The 16,574-nt window shown below is 59.3% G+C and carries 11 protein-coding genes and 2 pseudogenes; 3 read left to right on the top strand and 10 right to left on the bottom strand.

Going from position 1 to position 16,574, the window contains the following annotated elements:
* Positions 1-33: 33 nt before the first annotated feature.
* The gene (locus tag ACIPK7_RS11350; RefSeq protein WP_138213546.1) at positions 34-975 is read right to left on the bottom strand and encodes a choline ABC transporter substrate-binding protein; all 942 of its coding nucleotides are present in this window, start codon (positions 973-975) and stop codon (positions 34-36) included.
* Between the two features lie 241 nt (positions 976-1,216).
* Positions 1,217-2,167: a choline ABC transporter substrate-binding protein gene (locus ACIPK7_RS11345; RefSeq protein ID WP_401087745.1), complete on the bottom strand. Its 951-nt coding sequence runs from the start codon at positions 2,165-2,167 to the stop codon at positions 1,217-1,219.
* A 332-nt stretch (positions 2,168-2,499) separates the two neighbouring features.
* Between ACIPK7_RS11345 and ACIPK7_RS11340 the strand changes: the two genes are divergently transcribed.
* The 3 genes from ACIPK7_RS11340 (at position 2,500) to ACIPK7_RS11330 (ending at position 6,992) form a co-directional block, all read left to right on the top strand.
* Positions 2,500-3,876: an L-serine ammonia-lyase gene (locus ACIPK7_RS11340; protein ID WP_192435510.1), complete on the top strand. Its 1,377-nt coding sequence runs from the start codon at positions 2,500-2,502 to the stop codon at positions 3,874-3,876.
* A gap of 383 nt (positions 3,877-4,259) precedes the next feature.
* Positions 4,260-5,366 carry a GlxA family transcriptional regulator gene (locus ACIPK7_RS11335; RefSeq protein ID WP_024766695.1) on the top strand — a complete coding sequence of 369 codons (1,107 nt, stop codon included), beginning with the start codon at positions 4,260-4,262 and terminating at the stop codon, positions 5,364-5,366.
* Positions 5,367-5,531: 165 nt separating this feature from the next.
* On the top strand, positions 5,532-6,992 hold the full coding sequence (locus ACIPK7_RS11330; protein ID WP_401087743.1) for a hypothetical protein: 1,461 nt from the start codon (positions 5,532-5,534) through the stop codon (positions 6,990-6,992).
* A 148-nt stretch (positions 6,993-7,140) separates the two neighbouring features.
* Here ACIPK7_RS11330 and ACIPK7_RS11325 read toward each other — a convergent pair.
* The 8 genes and pseudogenes from ACIPK7_RS11325 to ACIPK7_RS11290 all read right to left on the bottom strand — a co-directional run.
* Positions 7,141-7,548: pseudogene (locus ACIPK7_RS11325) on the bottom strand (hypothetical protein); the annotation flags it as partial.
* Positions 7,549-7,762: 214 nt separating this feature from the next.
* Positions 7,763-8,912: pseudogene (locus ACIPK7_RS11320) on the bottom strand (IS30 family transposase).
* Positions 8,913-9,487: 575 nt separating this feature from the next.
* Positions 9,488-9,838, bottom strand: coding sequence for a hypothetical protein (locus tag ACIPK7_RS11315; protein WP_401087741.1), 351 nt, complete (start codon positions 9,836-9,838; stop codon positions 9,488-9,490).
* Positions 9,835-14,304, bottom strand: coding sequence for a hemagglutinin repeat-containing protein (locus ACIPK7_RS11310; protein ID WP_401087739.1), 4,470 nt, complete (start codon positions 14,302-14,304; stop codon positions 9,835-9,837). The genes ACIPK7_RS11315 and ACIPK7_RS11310 overlap by 4 nt, the downstream gene beginning before the upstream one ends.
* Positions 14,305-14,307: 3 nt before the next feature.
* Entirely contained in the window at positions 14,308-14,655 is a 348-nt protein-coding gene (locus tag ACIPK7_RS11305; protein WP_401087737.1) for a barstar family protein, read from the bottom strand.
* A gap of 35 nt (positions 14,656-14,690) precedes the next feature.
* Complete coding sequence (locus ACIPK7_RS11300; RefSeq protein WP_401087735.1) at positions 14,691-15,119, bottom strand: ribonuclease domain-containing protein; 429 nt, start codon at positions 15,117-15,119, stop codon at positions 14,691-14,693.
* 148 nt (positions 15,120-15,267) lie between these two features.
* Positions 15,268-15,780: a hypothetical protein gene (locus tag ACIPK7_RS11295; RefSeq protein WP_401087733.1), complete on the bottom strand. Its 513-nt coding sequence runs from the start codon at positions 15,778-15,780 to the stop codon at positions 15,268-15,270.
* Positions 15,781-16,258: 478 nt separating this feature from the next.
* Positions 16,259-16,573, bottom strand: coding sequence for a hypothetical protein (locus tag ACIPK7_RS11290; RefSeq protein ID WP_401087731.1), 315 nt, complete (start codon positions 16,571-16,573; stop codon positions 16,259-16,261).
* Position 16,574 lies beyond the last annotated feature (1 nt).

Here is a 16,574-nt window from a genome sequence, read left to right as displayed (position 1 = left end):
CCATCAGAAGCTAAGGGAATCGGCCAACGGCAACTACTTTGCGAATGCCACCTTGGCTGCCGCCAAGGCCGGTTTGCCGTCACGGGTGGTCACGCCGGCGAGCCAGGCGTCGAGCAGTTCCGGATGGTCCTTCAACCAGGCTTTGGCCGCCTCTTCGGGCTTCTTGCCCCCGTTGAGCACGGCGTCCATGAGTTTGTTTTCCATGTCCAGGGTGAAGGTCAGGTTGGTCAGCAGCTTGCCGACGTTCGAGCATTCCTGGACGTAGCCCTTGCGCACGTTGGTGTAGATGGTCGCGCCGCCGTAGTTGGGACCGAACACGTCGTCCCCGCCTTCGAGGTACTTCATCTTGAAGCGGGTGTTCATCGGATGCGGTTCCCAGCCCAGGAACACGATCCACTGGTTGCGGCGGTCGGCGCGCCCGACCTGCGAGAGCATGCCCGCCTCACTGGACTCCACCAGCTTGAACTTGCCCAGGTCGAACTGGTTCTTGTCCAGCATGCCCTGGACCAGGCGGTTGCCGTCGTTGCCCGGCTCGATGCCGTAGATCTTGTTGCCCAGCTTGTCGGCGTACTTGCTGATATCCGCGAAGGACTTCAGCCCGCCGTCGTAAGCGGCCTGGGTGACGGCCAGGGTGTACTTGGCGCCCTCGAGGTTGGCTTTCACCGTCTCTACCGAGCCATTGTCGGCGTAGGGCTTGATGTCGTTGGCCATGCTCGGCATCCAGTTGCCGAGGAAGACGTCGAGATCCTTGTTTGCCAGCGACTTGTAGGTCACCGGCACCGACAACATGGTCACCTTGGTGGTGTAGCCAAGCGACTCGAGCACCTGACGGGTAGTAGCGGTGGTCACGGTGATGTCGGTCCAGCCGACATCGGAGAAGCGAACCGTGCCGCACGACTCAGGTTCAGCGGCCTGAACCGCCAGCGGTGCGCAAACGGACACAGCAGCCAGCAGCAAAGACTTGCAACCTTTCATGAGCGTACTCCTCTGCGGGGTGGGGCGCCGGCGCTGCCCACAATGGGGCGCGGCGGTCAGAATTATGAGTGGGACCTCGGGGCGCAGGTCCTTTTGTTGTCATTTCGTAAACGATCATGGAACAGGAAATTTTCGTCGCCTACCGGGTGGGTCGCATCCAGTGCAGGCGAAGTCGTATTCAGCACCAGCCATGTCGCATCCAGTGGAAAGGCCCGGTTCCAGCGTCTTCCAGAGGCCTGGATCAATCCATGGCGGCGGTTTTCTGGCCCCCTGGCGCCGCTCCCCATGTACTCGGAGCGACACCCTGCAACCAGCCGTCGAGCACCTGCGGGTTGGCCTTGAGCCAACTCTTGGCGGCCTGGCGAGGGTTGCGTCGCTCGTTGAGCACCGCATCCATCAGCTGGTTCTCCATCGCCAGGTCGAATTTCAGGTTCTTCAGCAGCCGCGCGACATTGGGGCACTCCTGAAGATAGCCTGCTCTGACGTTGGTGAAGACCGTCGCACCGCCAAAGTTCGGGCCAAAGTAGGAATCCCCTCCCTCGAGATAGTTCATCTGGATGCGGGTATTCATCGGGTGCGGCTCCCAGCCCAGGAACACGATGGGCTGCTTCAAGGCCCCGGCTCGCTTGACGTAGGCCAGCATGTCGGCCTCGCTGGACTCCACCAATTTGAAGTCGCCCAGGCCGAAGGCCTTCTCCTTGATCATCTTCTGGATCAGCTGGTTGCCGTCGTTGCCGGGCTCGATGCCGTAGAGGCGTCCGCCCAGCTGCTCCTTGAATTTTGCGATATCGGCAAAAGTCTTCAGGCCCGCCTCATAGGCGTAGCGCGGCACCGCAAGGGTGTACTTGGCGCCTTCGAGGTTGGCGCCCACGGTTTCCACCTGGCCCTTGTCGGCGAAAGGCTTGAGGTCGTTCGCCATGCTCGGCATCCAGTTGCCGAGGAACACGTCGATCTTCTTCTCCGACATCGCCTTGTAGGTATCCGGCACCGACAGCCGCACCACCTGCGTGCGGTAGCCCTGGTGGCTGAGCACCAGGCGGGTCACCGCAGTGGTCACGGTGATGTCGGTCCAGCCGACATCGGCGAAGCGCACCACGGCGCAGGATTCGGGTTCGGCGGCGCGCGCAGCGCCCGGAAGCACTACGGATAAGGTCACGGATAACGCCAACAGCGACGACACAAGACTCTTCATGAGACCAGCCTCTGACTGCGGAGAATGGGGGTGGATACGGGCGAACGCGGCCGTTCGTCGGTGGCGGATCATGGAACAGCGAAGCCGCCCACGCCTATCGACCGGTCGTGGTTCATGGCGCTCGCGTCGTAAAGAGGCAAGCTTTCGTCGGCCCCGGAACAGGTGGCTGCACGCCCCGCATCGACAGGGTGCGCGGCGGCGTTATTGGATACGGCCGCGTCGTCGATGGACGCAGCCGGCGCCGGACTTGGGTCGATCATGGCCGGGCATCGCGGGCACAGGGACGTGCCTCTCCCCTCCTTCAAGGACGTGCAGCTCGCCCGGAGTCCGGCATGGCAATCAGTGTGTTCGACCTGTTCAAGATCGGTATCGGCCCTTCCAGTTCGCACACGGTCGGCCCCATGCGCGCCGCCGCGCTGTTCGTCGGCGCCCTGCGCGAGCGGCAGATGCTCGAACGCACCAGCCGCGTGGAAGTGCGCCTGTACGGCTCACTTTCCGCCACCGGCGTCGGCCACGGTACCGACCGCGCCGTGATCATGGGCCTGATGGGCGAATGGCCCGACCGCATCGACCCCAGCCAGATCGAACCGCGCATGGCGCAGCTGCGCAGCAGCGGCGAACTGCTGCTGGCCGGCAGCCGGGCGATCCCCTTCGACTGGGTCCGCGACATGCGCCTGCTCGAAGAAAACCTGCCCTACCACCCCAACGCCATGCGCCTGACTGCCATCGAAGGCGACCACGTGCTGCACAGCGACACCTACTACTCCATCGGCGGCGGCTTCGTGGTCGACGAGGAACAGGCCGCCTCCGGCAGCCTCGACACCGACAACACCGTGCTGCCCTATGACTTCGCCAGCGCCGCCGAACTGCTCATGCTCTGCCGCCGCCACAACCTGCGCGTGTCCGAGCTGATGATGGCCAACGAGCGCATGTGGCGCAGCGAAACCGACATCCGCGAAGGCCTCAAGACCATCTGGCAGGCCATGCGCGACTGCGTCGACAACGGCCTGCGCCACGAAGGCATCCTTCCCGGCGGGCTCAACGTGCAGCGCCGCGCCGCGCGCCTGCACCGCAACCTGCAGGAAATCGGCAAGCCCAACGTCATCGGCTCGACCCTCTCCGCCATGGAGTGGGTCAACCTCTTCGCCCTCGCGGTGAACGAGGAAAACGCCGCCGGCGGGCGCATGGTCACCGCGCCCACCAACGGCGCAGCCGGCATCATCCCCGCAGTGCTGCACTACTACATGCGCTTCAACCCCGACGCCAGCGACGACGACGTCACCAACTACCTCCTGGCGGCCGCTGCCGTCGGCATCCTGTGCAAGAAGAACGCCTCCATCTCCGGCGCCGAAGTCGGCTGCCAGGGCGAAGTCGGCTCCGCCTGCGCCATGGCCGCGGCGGGCCTCGCCGAAGTGCTCGGCGCCTCCCCCGAACAGGTGGAGAACGCCGCCGAGATCGGCCTGGAACACAACCTGGGCCTCACCTGCGACCCGGTCGGCGGCCTCGTCCAGGTGCCCTGCATCGAGCGCAACGCCATCGCCGCGGTGAAGGCCATCAACGCCGCGCAGATGGCCCTGCGCGGCGATGGCCAGCACTTCATCAGCCTTGACCAGGTGATCCGCACCATGCGCAACACCGGCGCCGACATGCACGACAAGTACAAGGAAACCTCGCGCGGCGGACTGGCCGTCAGCATCATCGAATGCTGACCCCCAATCGACCACGCCAGCCCCGGCGCGCCCCCTGATGGCGCAAACGGTACGCCCGTCCCGACAGCACAAGGGGCGTTACCGTTCCGCGCAGGGCACCGCCGGTCGCGTGACCGGTGAGTGCTACCAAAAACCCCAGGCCCCGATCCATGCGTATTTGCGACCTGCGAGGCGTCGCAATCCAGGCCTGCAAAAGCGGCATTCCCATGCCGCTTTCTTTTTTAATTGAACGGCCATTCAACCTAGGCACGGCATTTGCCTTGCTAATAGACAGAGAGAACAGAGGAACAGCCCGGGCTCAGCCCGAGGTGGACTCCCGAACAGAACAACAAGCATAAAAAACGCCTCCCGTGAGGCGACTGTGACTAGCGTGAGGTGATCGAATGAACGCGTTCAACCCCGGAGTTCCCCCGCAAAACCGAGCTCCGCAGTCCATCGGCTTCCTGCTGCTGGACAACTTCACCCTGATCTCCCTGGCCTCGGCGGTGGAACCGCTGCGCATGGCCAACCAGCTCTCCGGACGCGAACTCTACCGCTGGCACACCCTGAGCCTTGATGGCCGCCAGGTCTGGGCCAGCGACGGCCTGCAGATCACCCCCGACGCCGCCTGCGACAGCGCCCCGCAGATGGACACGCTGATCGTGGTCGGCGGCGTCGGCATCCAGCGCAGCGTCACCCGCGAACACACCACCTTCCTCCAGGCCCAGGCGCGCCTGGGTCGCAAGCTCGGCGCCGTATGCACCGGCAGCTGGGCCCTGGCCCGCGCCGGCCTGCTCGACGGCTACGACTGCTCGGTGCACTGGGAATGCCTGGCCGCCATGCAGGAAGCCTTCCCCCGCGTGGCCATGAGCACCCGGTTGTTCTCCATCGACCGTAACCGCTTCACCTCCTCCGGCGGCACCGCGCCGATGGACATGATGCTGCACCTGATCGGCCGCGAGCACGGTCGCGAACTCTCCGCGGCGATCTCCGAGATGTTCATCTACGAGCGCATCCGCAACGAACAGGACCACCAGCGCGTGCCGCTCAAGCACATGCTCGGCACCAACCAGCCCAAGCTGCAGGAAATCGTCGCGCTGATGGAAGCCAACCTCGAGGAGCCCATCGACCTCGACGAACTGGCCGTCTACGTCAACGTCTCGCGCCGCCAACTCGAGCGCCTGTTCCAGAAGTACCTGCACTGCTCGCCGTCGCGCTACTACCTCAAGCTGCGCCTGATCCGCGCGCGCCAGTTGCTCAAGCAGACCTCGATGTCGATCATCGAAGTCGCCTCGGTCTGCGGCTTCGTCTCCACCCCCCACTTCTCCAAGTGCTACCGCGAATACTTCGGCATCCCGCCGCGCGACGAGCGCCAGGGCCAGCCCATCGGCCAGCCGGTCATGGTCATGCCCATCCCACAGGATCTGGCCCTCATGCCAAACTCCTCGGCCATCTCGGCCCTCAGCCAGGCCCAGGGCGAATCCACCTTCGCCAGCGTGCGGGTGCTCTGACGCCCCTCTGGAGCAACACAAAGGGGAGGCCACCGGCCTCCCCTTTTTTATTACTGTGACGCATGACTCCCCATCATTCAGATTCGTCTGAATCGCAAAGCGCCGAGAATCTCGCAGTCTCCGAACGGTCGGCCCAAGCCGGCAAGCTTCGGAGCCACGAGACACATGGATACCGCCCTCGAATATCTGGCGCGGCGAACGCGGGAGCTGTACCGCACGGCCATCGAACTGAACCGCTCGACGCTGACCGGCATCCAGCTGCTGCGCCAACTCGAACGCCTGCGCCCGGAAATCTTCGACGTCAGCCGCCAGCTCGGCGACCTCCTCGGCGAGCAGACCGACGCGCTCGCCCAGGCCCGGGCCGACAAGGCGCAAATGCTCATCCTCGCCCTCCACCGCCGGCTGCTCAGCGGCTACTGGCACCTGCTGCGCACCCGCCGCGCCGAGCGCAAGACCGCTGCCCTGCTGATGCAACGCATAGTGCGCAGCCTCCAGGAAGTCCACTTCAACTGCCTGCAGAACCGGCACCCGGCACCGCCCGGCCTGTGGCACCTGCTGCACCAGCTGTACGGGCGCGCCCTGGGGCTGGAAGTCCAGCACCTACCCATCAGCGACGGCGAAGCCTTCGAACCGCGCAGCCAGACCATCGCGGGTGGCTACCTGCATTGCCTGCTCATCGCCGGCTCCCGGCCGCTGGAAATCCCCGCAGAGAGCCTGCCGGCGCTGATCGAATCCACCCAGGTATTCGCCTCTATCGTGCACATCCGGCCGGAACAGCCGGGCGACGCCTGGCGGCTCGAGCGCGAGAGCGACCGCCCCTTCCTTGACCCGGACGCCGCGAGCAGTAGCGGCCTCGCCCTGAAGCTCGATGAACTACTGGATATGCTCAAGCGCTTCGTTGCGGCCAGCAACGGCGACGCGGGTTTCGATCTCAACGCCCATCTGCTCGCCTGCTGGAGCACGGCAGAGGCGGCCCCGGGTCCCTGGCAGGTCTGCCGCGGCTTCCCGGCCCTGCTCGCCCACCTCGGCGTCGTCGAGGACACCGGCCTAGATGCCCGCCACTTCCAGCGCCAGCAACACCAGAGCGACGTCTGGTCCCACCACTCAAGCGGCCGCGGTGGGCTGGACGAGCTAGTCGCGCACCAGGGCGACATCGAGTTCAGTTCACCCTCGCCCAAGCCCAGCGCACCTGCCACCCTGCAGCTGGAGCAACCTCGCACCACCGGGCAGCACTTCAGTGGGCACTGGGAAGACTCGCCGCCACCGGCCGTGGGCGAACTGCTGGGCCTCCTCCTGTCTCCCGGCGGCGCCTGGCAACTGGCACAGGTGGAAAGCCTCCGCCTGCTCGGCGGCGACCGCTATGAACTGCGCGGCGCGTGGCTGTCCGCACAACCACGCCCGTGCCGCCTCAGCCTGCGCAGCAAATTCCAGGAAAGCGCTCCCCACCACGCCCTGCTGCTCCCCGACGCGAACCCACTCCGCGTGCTCTGCCCGACACTCCCGCTGGAGGCAGGCCGAAAGGTCACGGTGGAAGATAAGGGCCGACACTACATGGCCTTGCTGGAAGAACCGACCGGCAACACCTTCCCGCTCACACCACTGGAAGTGGCCGCCGACCCGCCCTGATACCTGAGCCCGAGACACACCCTCGCCCGCCGGAGAGGGTGCTGCTGCAGGAGTGGCAGCCCTACCAACGAGTGCCGAAACAGGTGGAATGGTCGAAGCCTGGGACGGGTTACTGCGCGGTTTCTATCTGAGCGGGTAGCCTGAGTCGGCGAAGCGCGGAAAAGTGACAAGTGTCCACGGAACAGACGTACCCCGCGCTGTCGGCGAGGCTGGCGGTCCAGGTGCGGTTGGCGTTCTGCGCGCTGTCGATGCGGGTGACGCTGCGTTCGTTGATCACATCGCCGGTGAGCGCGGTGAGACTGATGTCACGCCCGGCGATGATGCCGCCGGCGGCGTTGCGGATGCTGTTGTCGGCGAGCAGGTCGAGGCGGTTGCCGGCACTGGCGCTGAGGTTGTTGCTGGCGCGCAGGGTGCCGGCGTTGTTGAGCGCGCCGCCGCTGATGAGAATGACGTCCTGGCCCTGGATCAGTGCGCCGGTAGGCCCGAGACGGTTTTCGGCCTGGGCGAGGTAGAGCACCGGGACGAGGACCTTTTCGCCATTCACCTCGGCTTCTTTGTATTTAACTGGAACAAGTAGTCCGCTAGACATTACTCCCACCCCTTATGTTGGGCTATGCGCCCTGCTGCGATAGTCATCCATCCATCTTGGGTTTTTATATAAATGTTATTAACCGCTCCTTCGCCAACTATATTAGAAGCGGGAGAACCAGACTTAAAGTAATCTAACATTTTGATCATAAAAAGCAAAAGGGGACCTTGGCCTCAAATGGTCAACGCAACAGCTCGGATAATTTTTCCGCTGGTGACTGAAATTCTAACGTCTTGCGTGGCCTTTGATTCAGCTCAGTGGCCACCTTATCCATCTCTACTTGAGTTATCTGAAACAGATTCATCTTCTTTGGAAAGTACTGCCTCAGTAATCGATTAGTGTTCTCATTACTACCTAGCTGCCAAGGACTATGTTGGTCACAGATGTATACCGGCATGTCCGTAGCCATCGTGAATGCCTTGAGCAGCAATCTCGCCGCCTCTGTCCCAAGTCAGACTTTGTCTGAGGAGGACTGGAAGGTTTCGCATCTGCCGTGACAGGGCGGAAACCACGCTCAGGGTATCTTTCCCTTCCAGTTTCACCAGCATGACAAAGCGAGTTTGCCGCTCAACCAATGTAGCCATATGACTGTTGCCAGGGCCGCTGATCAGGCCACCTTCCCAGTGTCCTGGAACCGCTCTGTCTTCGACTTCAGCGGGGCGCTCAGAGATAGAAATACCCTCCACAATCTGTCCCCGTGTTGAAGATTTTGTCGTGTAAGTCCGGGCGTGACGAAACTTGCGGCGACGGCGTAGGAAGTCGCTCAGTTCCTGTCGCAGCGCTCCCAGAGCCTGTATGTAGAGGCTTTTGTAGATAGTCTCGTGCGACACCTGCATTTGCTCGTCCTCCGGAAAAGATCGGCGCAGCCAACCGGCAATCTGTGCCGGAGACCAGCGTTGCTCCAGTTTGTCAGAGACGATGCGAGATAAATCTGGATTTTTCACCAGCAAACAAACCTTGGGCCGCAAGGCTTTAGCCCACGCGGCGCTATCCGCAACGGTGGCACGATAGCTACGTTGCCCACCATTACATTTAACTTCTCGGCTAATAGTCGAAGGACTTCTGCCTAGACCGGAAGCAATCGCTCGCAGAGAAAGACCGCTAGCCAATCCACGAGAGATTTCTTCCCGCTCACTGATAGATAAAGCAATGGCCCGCCGGCGACGACGAGTAGGTGGTATGCCGCCGTGGCGTTTGAGGAGGACGAAAATCTGTGAAGGCCTCTGGTCAAGCTGTCTGCCAATGGCACTCATCGACTGACCTGCTCGCCACGCCGTCCATAGCTGCTCTTGTTCGCATTGGCTCATTGCCGCACCTGTCATTGCTTTCACCCTCTTCATCAGTAGCTGAATCGAGAGCTGTTGCACTGACCAGTTGAATCCGCCGTCCCCTTTTTCAAATTTTTACTACTGTGGACGTCGGTACTCGTACTTCTTGATCGGCCCTGCAGGACCAAGGAGCGTTAACGTTTGACCACAGTCGCCGAGCAGTGCCGAGTTCACATACTCTCTCTCGTTGTGAGTTTTTAGCGTTTTGCCATCGAGCAACCACCTGCTTTCATACACAAACTGAATTCCCCTTTCACCCGACACCCGCAGTACCTTGTTTGTCTGAATGAATGAGCCACCAGGCTGTATCTGCAGCGTAGACACCATGGTTCCATTCGAAAGCTTGTAGCTGTTAGTCCAAGTACCTGTCACATCCCACTTGCAGCCCATCGTGAGAAATACCGACAGCAGGACTCCAATTGTAAGGATATTGCTTCTCACTGCCCTTATATCCTTAGAGAAAAAGGGGGATAGATTTAGCAAAAAGGAGAAGGATTTATTTTTCAAACTGTAACCCCGACTCGCCAGCCAGTTTTAGAGTAGAAAAACAACCCTCCTTCGCCGTTCCTAATTTAGCGCTATTTCTTTTTGTAATTATAACTATCAGGAATCTGATACCCCTCTGGAACATTCGGCAAAGCCCCCTCTTTAGACCAACCAACTCTCTCTATATCTTCAAAAATATCCAAAAACAAATTTGACAAATTAAGTGAATATAACCTCATCATAACCAAAGCACACTTTGCGGTAATCAAGTCATTCTCACCTACCGCTTTACTTAGCAATTCAAGCTCAATCTTAAAGTTAGCAAGATACTTACTAAGCTCCTCATCTATATTTACATCACCATTAATACTCCACTCACCTGAAACACCTTGTGAATCGGCCAAAGAGCTCACCAAGCCCTTTACTTCATTCAGAGCCATCATTTCAACTTCCTCCCAACTGCCGCATCTGTTTTAGCCTTATTGATAGTCCCATCCAAATTCAGCACAGCTCTGAAATTACCACGTTTATCAAATACTTCAAGATGGTTTTTATGCTGCCCATCGAGATAAAACTGGTCACCTTTCTTTATGAACTCACCAACATCTGAACTAGCTTTATATACACTTTGCCCCTGGTACTGCTGTGAAGTTTTCTGTGAGTCGTTTTTTAACTGACTTCCAAAGCCTGACTGCCTCAGAAACTCATTCATATTTCCAACTGCTCCTTGGTTCGGCTGATATTTTCCGTCGGTAGCAGCCATCCCTTGCTTGACAGCCAACCCACCAATGACCGCACTCATCCCTCCACGGCCACCGGCACCAGAAGCAGATTGCGCTATCGCCTCGGAGAAGTCATTTAGGAACGCATCAGTACTGTCCCCACCTTGGATTATTAATTCTCGACCAAGCGCAAAACGGGATTCTTCATTGCCTTGGATATCTCCCCACATTAAGAGAGCATTGGCCGCTTTTTCCTTCCTGACTTCGCGGTTGTAGTCCCACGCAGCTTGTGATTCGTCAGCCAGTTGTTGCTTGATCGCTGCACAACGAGTCGGATCGCTAGTGCATAGGGAAGAAACTTCCTGATCTCGCTCCCGAGAAAGATCGCGATATTCATCTCGAATCTGCTTACGCTCTTCGTCTGTCTCGGCAGCAGCTAAGCGGCGCTCACGCTCCTTCATTTCACCGAGATAAAGGTAGTTATTCTCAACCGCCGTCTTACCCGCCCCAGCCGCCGCCACAACCCCAGCGCTATCCCCCGAGGCCAAACCACCCGCCATCCCCGCTGCGAGGGTGGAGAGGGCCGAGACGATCTGCCGTTCACTCTCCGTCAGGTCTTCGGGTTTCTTGTTGGGGTATACCGTGGTAGCAATCAGCTCACCCGTCGCAGCACCCGCTGCACCAGCCACGCCGGAGTTGCCTTGGGCGCTGGCCACGATGGCACCAAGCACCGCGTGGGCCATGATGCGAGCGGTGTCGTTATCGCCGGTCTGCTGTTTGATTAGCGTTGCCACATAGGGCGCTGAGGCACCGGCCACGGCGCCGCCGATGTCGCCGCCGGCCAGGTATTGCAGGGCGGCGGTGACGGCCTGGGCGGCTTTCTGGTATTCGCTGCCAATGCCGTATTGGCGCATCACATCCTGATAAGCGGCGGTCGCTTCCAGTTGTTTCTGCGTGGGGTTGTCGATGCCCTGTTCTTTCAGTTCCTTGCGCCCGGCGTCCTTGGCGTTGATCTCGCCCTGCGTGCGGATGATGTCCATCGCCTGAGTGCCAATCTCGGCAATCAACTGCACTTCCTTCAGCCGGCGCTGTTCTTTCTCCTTGTCAAAGATCGGGCTGATGCTGCCGTTGGCGTGTTCGACGTCGCGGCTCAGGCTGGCCACGTCTTGCTGTTGGTTGGCACTGTCTCGAATGTCGATGGTGCCAGCGCTGATGGCCGAGCCGGTGGTGCCGCTGGCGCTGTCGCCGTGGTTGTAGGCGACGATCATGCCGCTGGGCATGTTGCTGATGAATTGGCCGCTGCCGTCGCTGGCGCTGCTGACGCTGACGCTCTGTTGCTGGCTCTTGTAGTCGGCCTTGTTCTCCAGGCTGCTCCAGCCCAGGGTGCCGGTGCTCAGGCGGTTCTTGTCGGCGTCGGCGGTGCTGGCGATGACGCTGCCGTCCAGTTGCGTGTGGTTGCCCACGGTGATCTGGAAGCCATCCTTGCCCGCGTATAGGCCGGTTTGCTCCTGCACGCTTTTGTAGTTGGAGTCGATCTTGCTCTGGCTGGCGCTGACGTTGGCGCTGCCGCCGCTACCGATGATGGCGACGCTGCCGCCGCCGCTGACGTTCTTCTGCTTGGCGTCGTAGTAGTCGCTGTCTTGCAGGCTTTTCAGGGTCAGGTCGCGGCCGACGTTGGCGATGATCTGCTCGCCGTTGGCCTGGGCGCCAATCAGGGAGGTATCGCGCCCGCTGACCAGCGAGACTTTGTTGCCGGCGTCGAGGGTGGTTTCGGTCCAGGTGGTGCCGGTGCCGATTTCCTTGCCAGAGCCTTGGTTGGCATTGGCGAAGATGCTCAGGCCTACGCCGTTGTCCGCGCTGTAGCCCAGGCTGATGCCCACTGCGCCGCCGCTGCTCTTGTTCTTGCCGTCGAGCTTCTGGGTGTTGGCGGCGGCTTCCAGGGTGATGTCGCGGTTGGCCGCCAGCAGCATGTCGTTGCCAGCCTTGAGCTGGCTGCCCTGGATGCGGATGTCGCCATCCTGCCCCACTGCGCCGCTGCCGGTGGCGAGGATGTTGAGGTTGTTGCCGGCGCTCAGGCTGCTGCCCTGGCTGACGCTCTGCTGCTGGGTCTGCTGCGAGCTGGACTTCTGCGAGCCGAGCGAGGCGCTGATGCCGAAGAACTGGCTGGCGCCGCCTTCTGCTGTGCCTTGCTGGGCTGCCTGCCAGGCTTGCACGCCGGTCAGGCCAGCCTTGATGCCTTGCAGGGCGGAGACGCGAGAGTCGTCTTCGTGCCTGGCTTCCTTCGCGGTCTGGTAGCCCGCGTCCATCGCGCTGCCGACGCTGCCGGACAGGGCCAAGGTCAGGCCGCTGCTCTTGCTCTTGTAGGTCTGCTCACTGTGGTTTTCGTTCTGCGCCGCCAGGATGCTGACGTTCTGCCCGATAAGGTTGATGTCCTTGCCGGCGATGACGTCGGAGCCACGGATGGTGAGATCTTTGCCGGCCTGGATGTCGACGTTGCCGAGCACGCTGCCGATGGTGCTGCCGCGGGTTTGCTCGGTGTGGTTGGTGTCGGTGGCCTTGCTGCTGGCCGAGCCGAGGGTGAAGCCGATGCCGCCGCTGCTCATCACGCCGGATTTCTTTTTCGATTCGGCGTGACGGGTGTCGGTGCTTTCGGTGGCGCCGTCGATCAGGACGTTGCGCCCGGCGAGCAGGCTGGTGCCGTTGGTGGAGGCGACGTCGCTGCCACTGACGCCGATGTCCTGGCCGGCGCGAATGGCGATCTTGTCGGCGCTGACCAGCGAGCCAGCCTGGGTGGTGTAAAGGCTGCTGCCTTCGGTTTTCTTCTCTGAGCTGGAAAGCAGCCCACTGCTGCGCTTGGTCTTGCTGAGCGAGTGGCTGTCCGTTTCGGCTGCCGACTGCAGATTCACGTCACGGGCCGCGTAGAGGTAAGCCTCGTTGCTGGCACTGATGGTGCTGGCGGTGAGGTTAAGGTCCTGCCCCGCCATCGCCAGCAGATCGCCACCGGAAACAAGTTCAGCGCTGGTTTGCCGGGTTTGCCCTGTCTGCTCCTGGGTTCGGCTGTTGCTTGTCTTGCTGCGGACCTCGACGTTGGCGCTGTCTTCGACGGAGCGCAGGTTGATGTCACGGCTGGCGCTGGCGGTCAGGTCGCCCTTGGCGCTGGCCTTGCTGCCAATCACGTTCAGGTCACGCCCGGCATCAAGGGTCAGGCTGCCGCCCGCACTCAGGCTGGAGCCGTGGTTCTGTTCGATGGTGGTAGTGGTGACGTGGTGGCCGCCTTTCTGCACGTCGCGCAGGCGGCTAGCGTCGGTGACGGCTTCGAGGTTGATGTCGCGGCCAGCGCTGACGTAGGCGTCGCCGCCGCTGCTGAGGGCGCCGCGGTTGGTGATGTCGCGGGCCGCGTCCAGGCTCAGGTCGCTGCGGGCGGTGATGCTGGCGCCGGCGTCGAGGAAGCTCTTGTATTCGCTGCCGCCGATGCTGGCTGTGACGGCGGTGCGGTCGTTGACGATGTCGCCGCGCAGGGCGGTGAGGTCGATCTGGCCGCCGCGTATCTGCCCGGCAAGGGCGTTGCGGATGCTGTCGCCGGCCAAGAGGCTGACGCGCTCGCCAGCCTCGACCAGGCCGCCCTGGAGGATGCTGCCACCGGCCACGGCGTTGAGGTCGTGGCTGGCGCGCAGGGTGCCGACGTTGAGCAGGTCGCCACCGGCCATGAGGTTGAGGTCGCGACCCTGAATGAGGCTGTTGCCGCGCAGGTTGCGCTCGTCGGTCTGGGCCAGGTAGACCACCGGGACGAGGACTTGCTGGCCATCGATGACGCGGCTTTCCATCCAGACGATGTCGTGGGTGAGCGCGGCCACCTGTTCGGCTGAGAGGCCGACGCCCACGCTGAGCTTGAGCGCGTCCTTGGCGGCCAGGGCGTTGTCCATCAGGTACTGGAACTGGTCGTAATCGCTGGCCAGGCCGTCGTCGGAGGTCTGCTCGCTTGTGTTGCCGGCCTTGCTAGCGGTGTTGATCGCCACCATGTTGCCGGATTTGCTGATGCCCCATTTGCTGCGCTGCTTCTCGGTGTACGAGGAGCTGCTATCGATGCCGGCAACGATGTTGATGTCGGCCGCGGCGTCGAGCTTGCCGGCCTTCGCGATATCCCGCTGGCGATGCTGCTTTTTCGGTTGTTGCTGCCCCGTTTGCAACAACTAGCTAGCTAAAATACTTTCCACTCTACATTGATCGCTTTTTCGAAAGAAAACTTCTAACTCATGAGCTTCACTTTCTGACCAACTGGCAACTGCATCACGTAAAACTTCCAAGTAAATCTTCAAATCTTCGTCTGCAAAATCTGGAAGGCGCTCATGTACAACAACAATTTTTCGGTAGGGAATCCACTCAAGATCACTCAAACAATCATACAGGGCATCCCAATTAAACCCAAAATACCCTGGAAACCACAATAAATAATACAGAGCCTTCAATAGCTCGTCCGGACCAGATATACCAGGATCAACCCTCACATAAAACACTTCCGCAGCACTATATGATGGCATCGACTCATAATACTCTATCGACAATGAGTTAACCCTCAATTATTGATCGAAATAAATGTCTTATAGTGATCTGCAGTGTAGTACATCTCACCTCCCTTGCCGACAACTATACGCTGAGCTCCAAGCCCTGTGACTCCTGGGGTAGGGTGTACATACTCCGTGTAGTAGCCAGCGGGCTTAACCGGCAAATCTCCTGCACGATTTTGGAATATAGAACCATCGTTTTTGTGAGGGTAGGATCCACCTGATTTTATCCGATCTAGAGTTGGGCCAAAATCAACAGTACCTTGGAGGACGTTACCGGTTTTCTTATCAACAACCGTAACTCCATCAATGAAGCGGGTTGGCTCCTTACCAGCCGCAATACTTTTTTCCGCCTCAACCAGCCCCGCTAAATTTCCTCCCGCCTTGGATTGTAGTCCATTGCCTGTTTCCAGGTACAGTTTTCCATCTGCTGCCAGCACTTCCGTGTTGCAGGTCTTGATATTGATTACCCTGCAATAACCATCCGGTAGACCTGCAGTCTCTGCAAATCCAGAACCTGCCGACGATCCTTCGCGATATCCCGCTGGTAATGCTGCTCTTTCGGCTGTTGCTACACCTTTTGGACCACTAAATCAGACCAAGCTCTCGCAACTGCCTTTCACGCGCAAACTTTAACCCACCAACCTCAACCCTAGAACCATCCGAATAGTAGGCGTATCCACACACTTTGCACTGGCAAGCCAATAATCCATTACGCCTACCTACGAAAATTCGCATCCCTTCCGATCCGCACTTCGGGCATTGCTGGTCAACTTCAATAGCCACCAGTTCCTCAACCGTGTCACGCAAAAATCTTGCAATAGCCTCAACATCTCTAGCCTCACGCCTCTGAACAATACTCTTAAAATTTATTAGATCACTCTCCTTAAATGATGAATACTCAACCGGCATGGCCTCTTCATCTATTTTCGCAATTTCATCAAACCCATAGATAGAAAACGGCTCATCAGCAAGATACTTGCCATTTACTCTAATCCAGAACAGCACTACCTCAAGAACTTTCCTCAAAGGTGCCTCATCACTCAAAGCAGCTACTGCGAACTGGAATTGCTGCCATATTTTCGTAGGAAGAGCGCGCATCAATTGCCTGCCTTAACCGGGAAAGCTGTTATCAAGTTCCCCGCTTTATCAGTGAACACCCTTATTGCCGAGGTGGGAGCACCACCATCCTTCAGCGTAGTAGTGCCAATAGCCCGACCTACATCAACCGTCCTCACAAATTGACCATCTGGCAGAGCTGTAACAGGAGACTTCACGACAGATCTGCTCTGATGAATTCCTTTTAGCTCATCCGGGGCGATGGTAAACACAGAGCGCGAGTTGGAAATTTCTCTGTTGAGCACAAAAAAGGGGACAAAAAAGGACCAAAAAAGGGGACAGATTTATTTTCCGTACTCTAACTCTGACTCCGCGTTCAGCTTTAGAGTAGAAAAATAAATCTGTCCCCTTTTCTTCTTTTCTTTCGTCCCCTTTTCTTTCCCTTTTCTTTCTAAAAAGCACTTAAGGCTTTTCAAGACGAACACTTACAGCAGCATTTCTTATAGAGACAACCGGACACTCACAGAAACATTTCAATATCCTCCATCGCACTTTCAACTTGCCCAGAAATATCTTTATCTGCCCGGAGGGCACTCAGCTTCTTTATTACTTTCCCCTTCTCCAATACCCCATGAATCCTAGCTAAGTGACCTAGACAGGTTGCTGATACTCCTCTAATGCTCTCTGATGGACTGGATAAAAAATCAAGAAGCTTATTTTGAACCCACTTCCAATCAGGATCATTAAATGTCATCAACAAAATTGCATCACATATTATTTTTTCATCCCCATTAGCAAAAGTATCTTCAACGGAACATCTAGAATAAGAATTCATA

This window comes from Pseudomonas sp. NPDC086581 (assembly GCF_044746165.1).
Classification (GTDB): Bacteria; Pseudomonadota; Gammaproteobacteria; order Pseudomonadales; family Pseudomonadaceae; genus Pseudomonas.
This window is presented reverse-complemented; position numbering and strand designations above follow the sequence as displayed.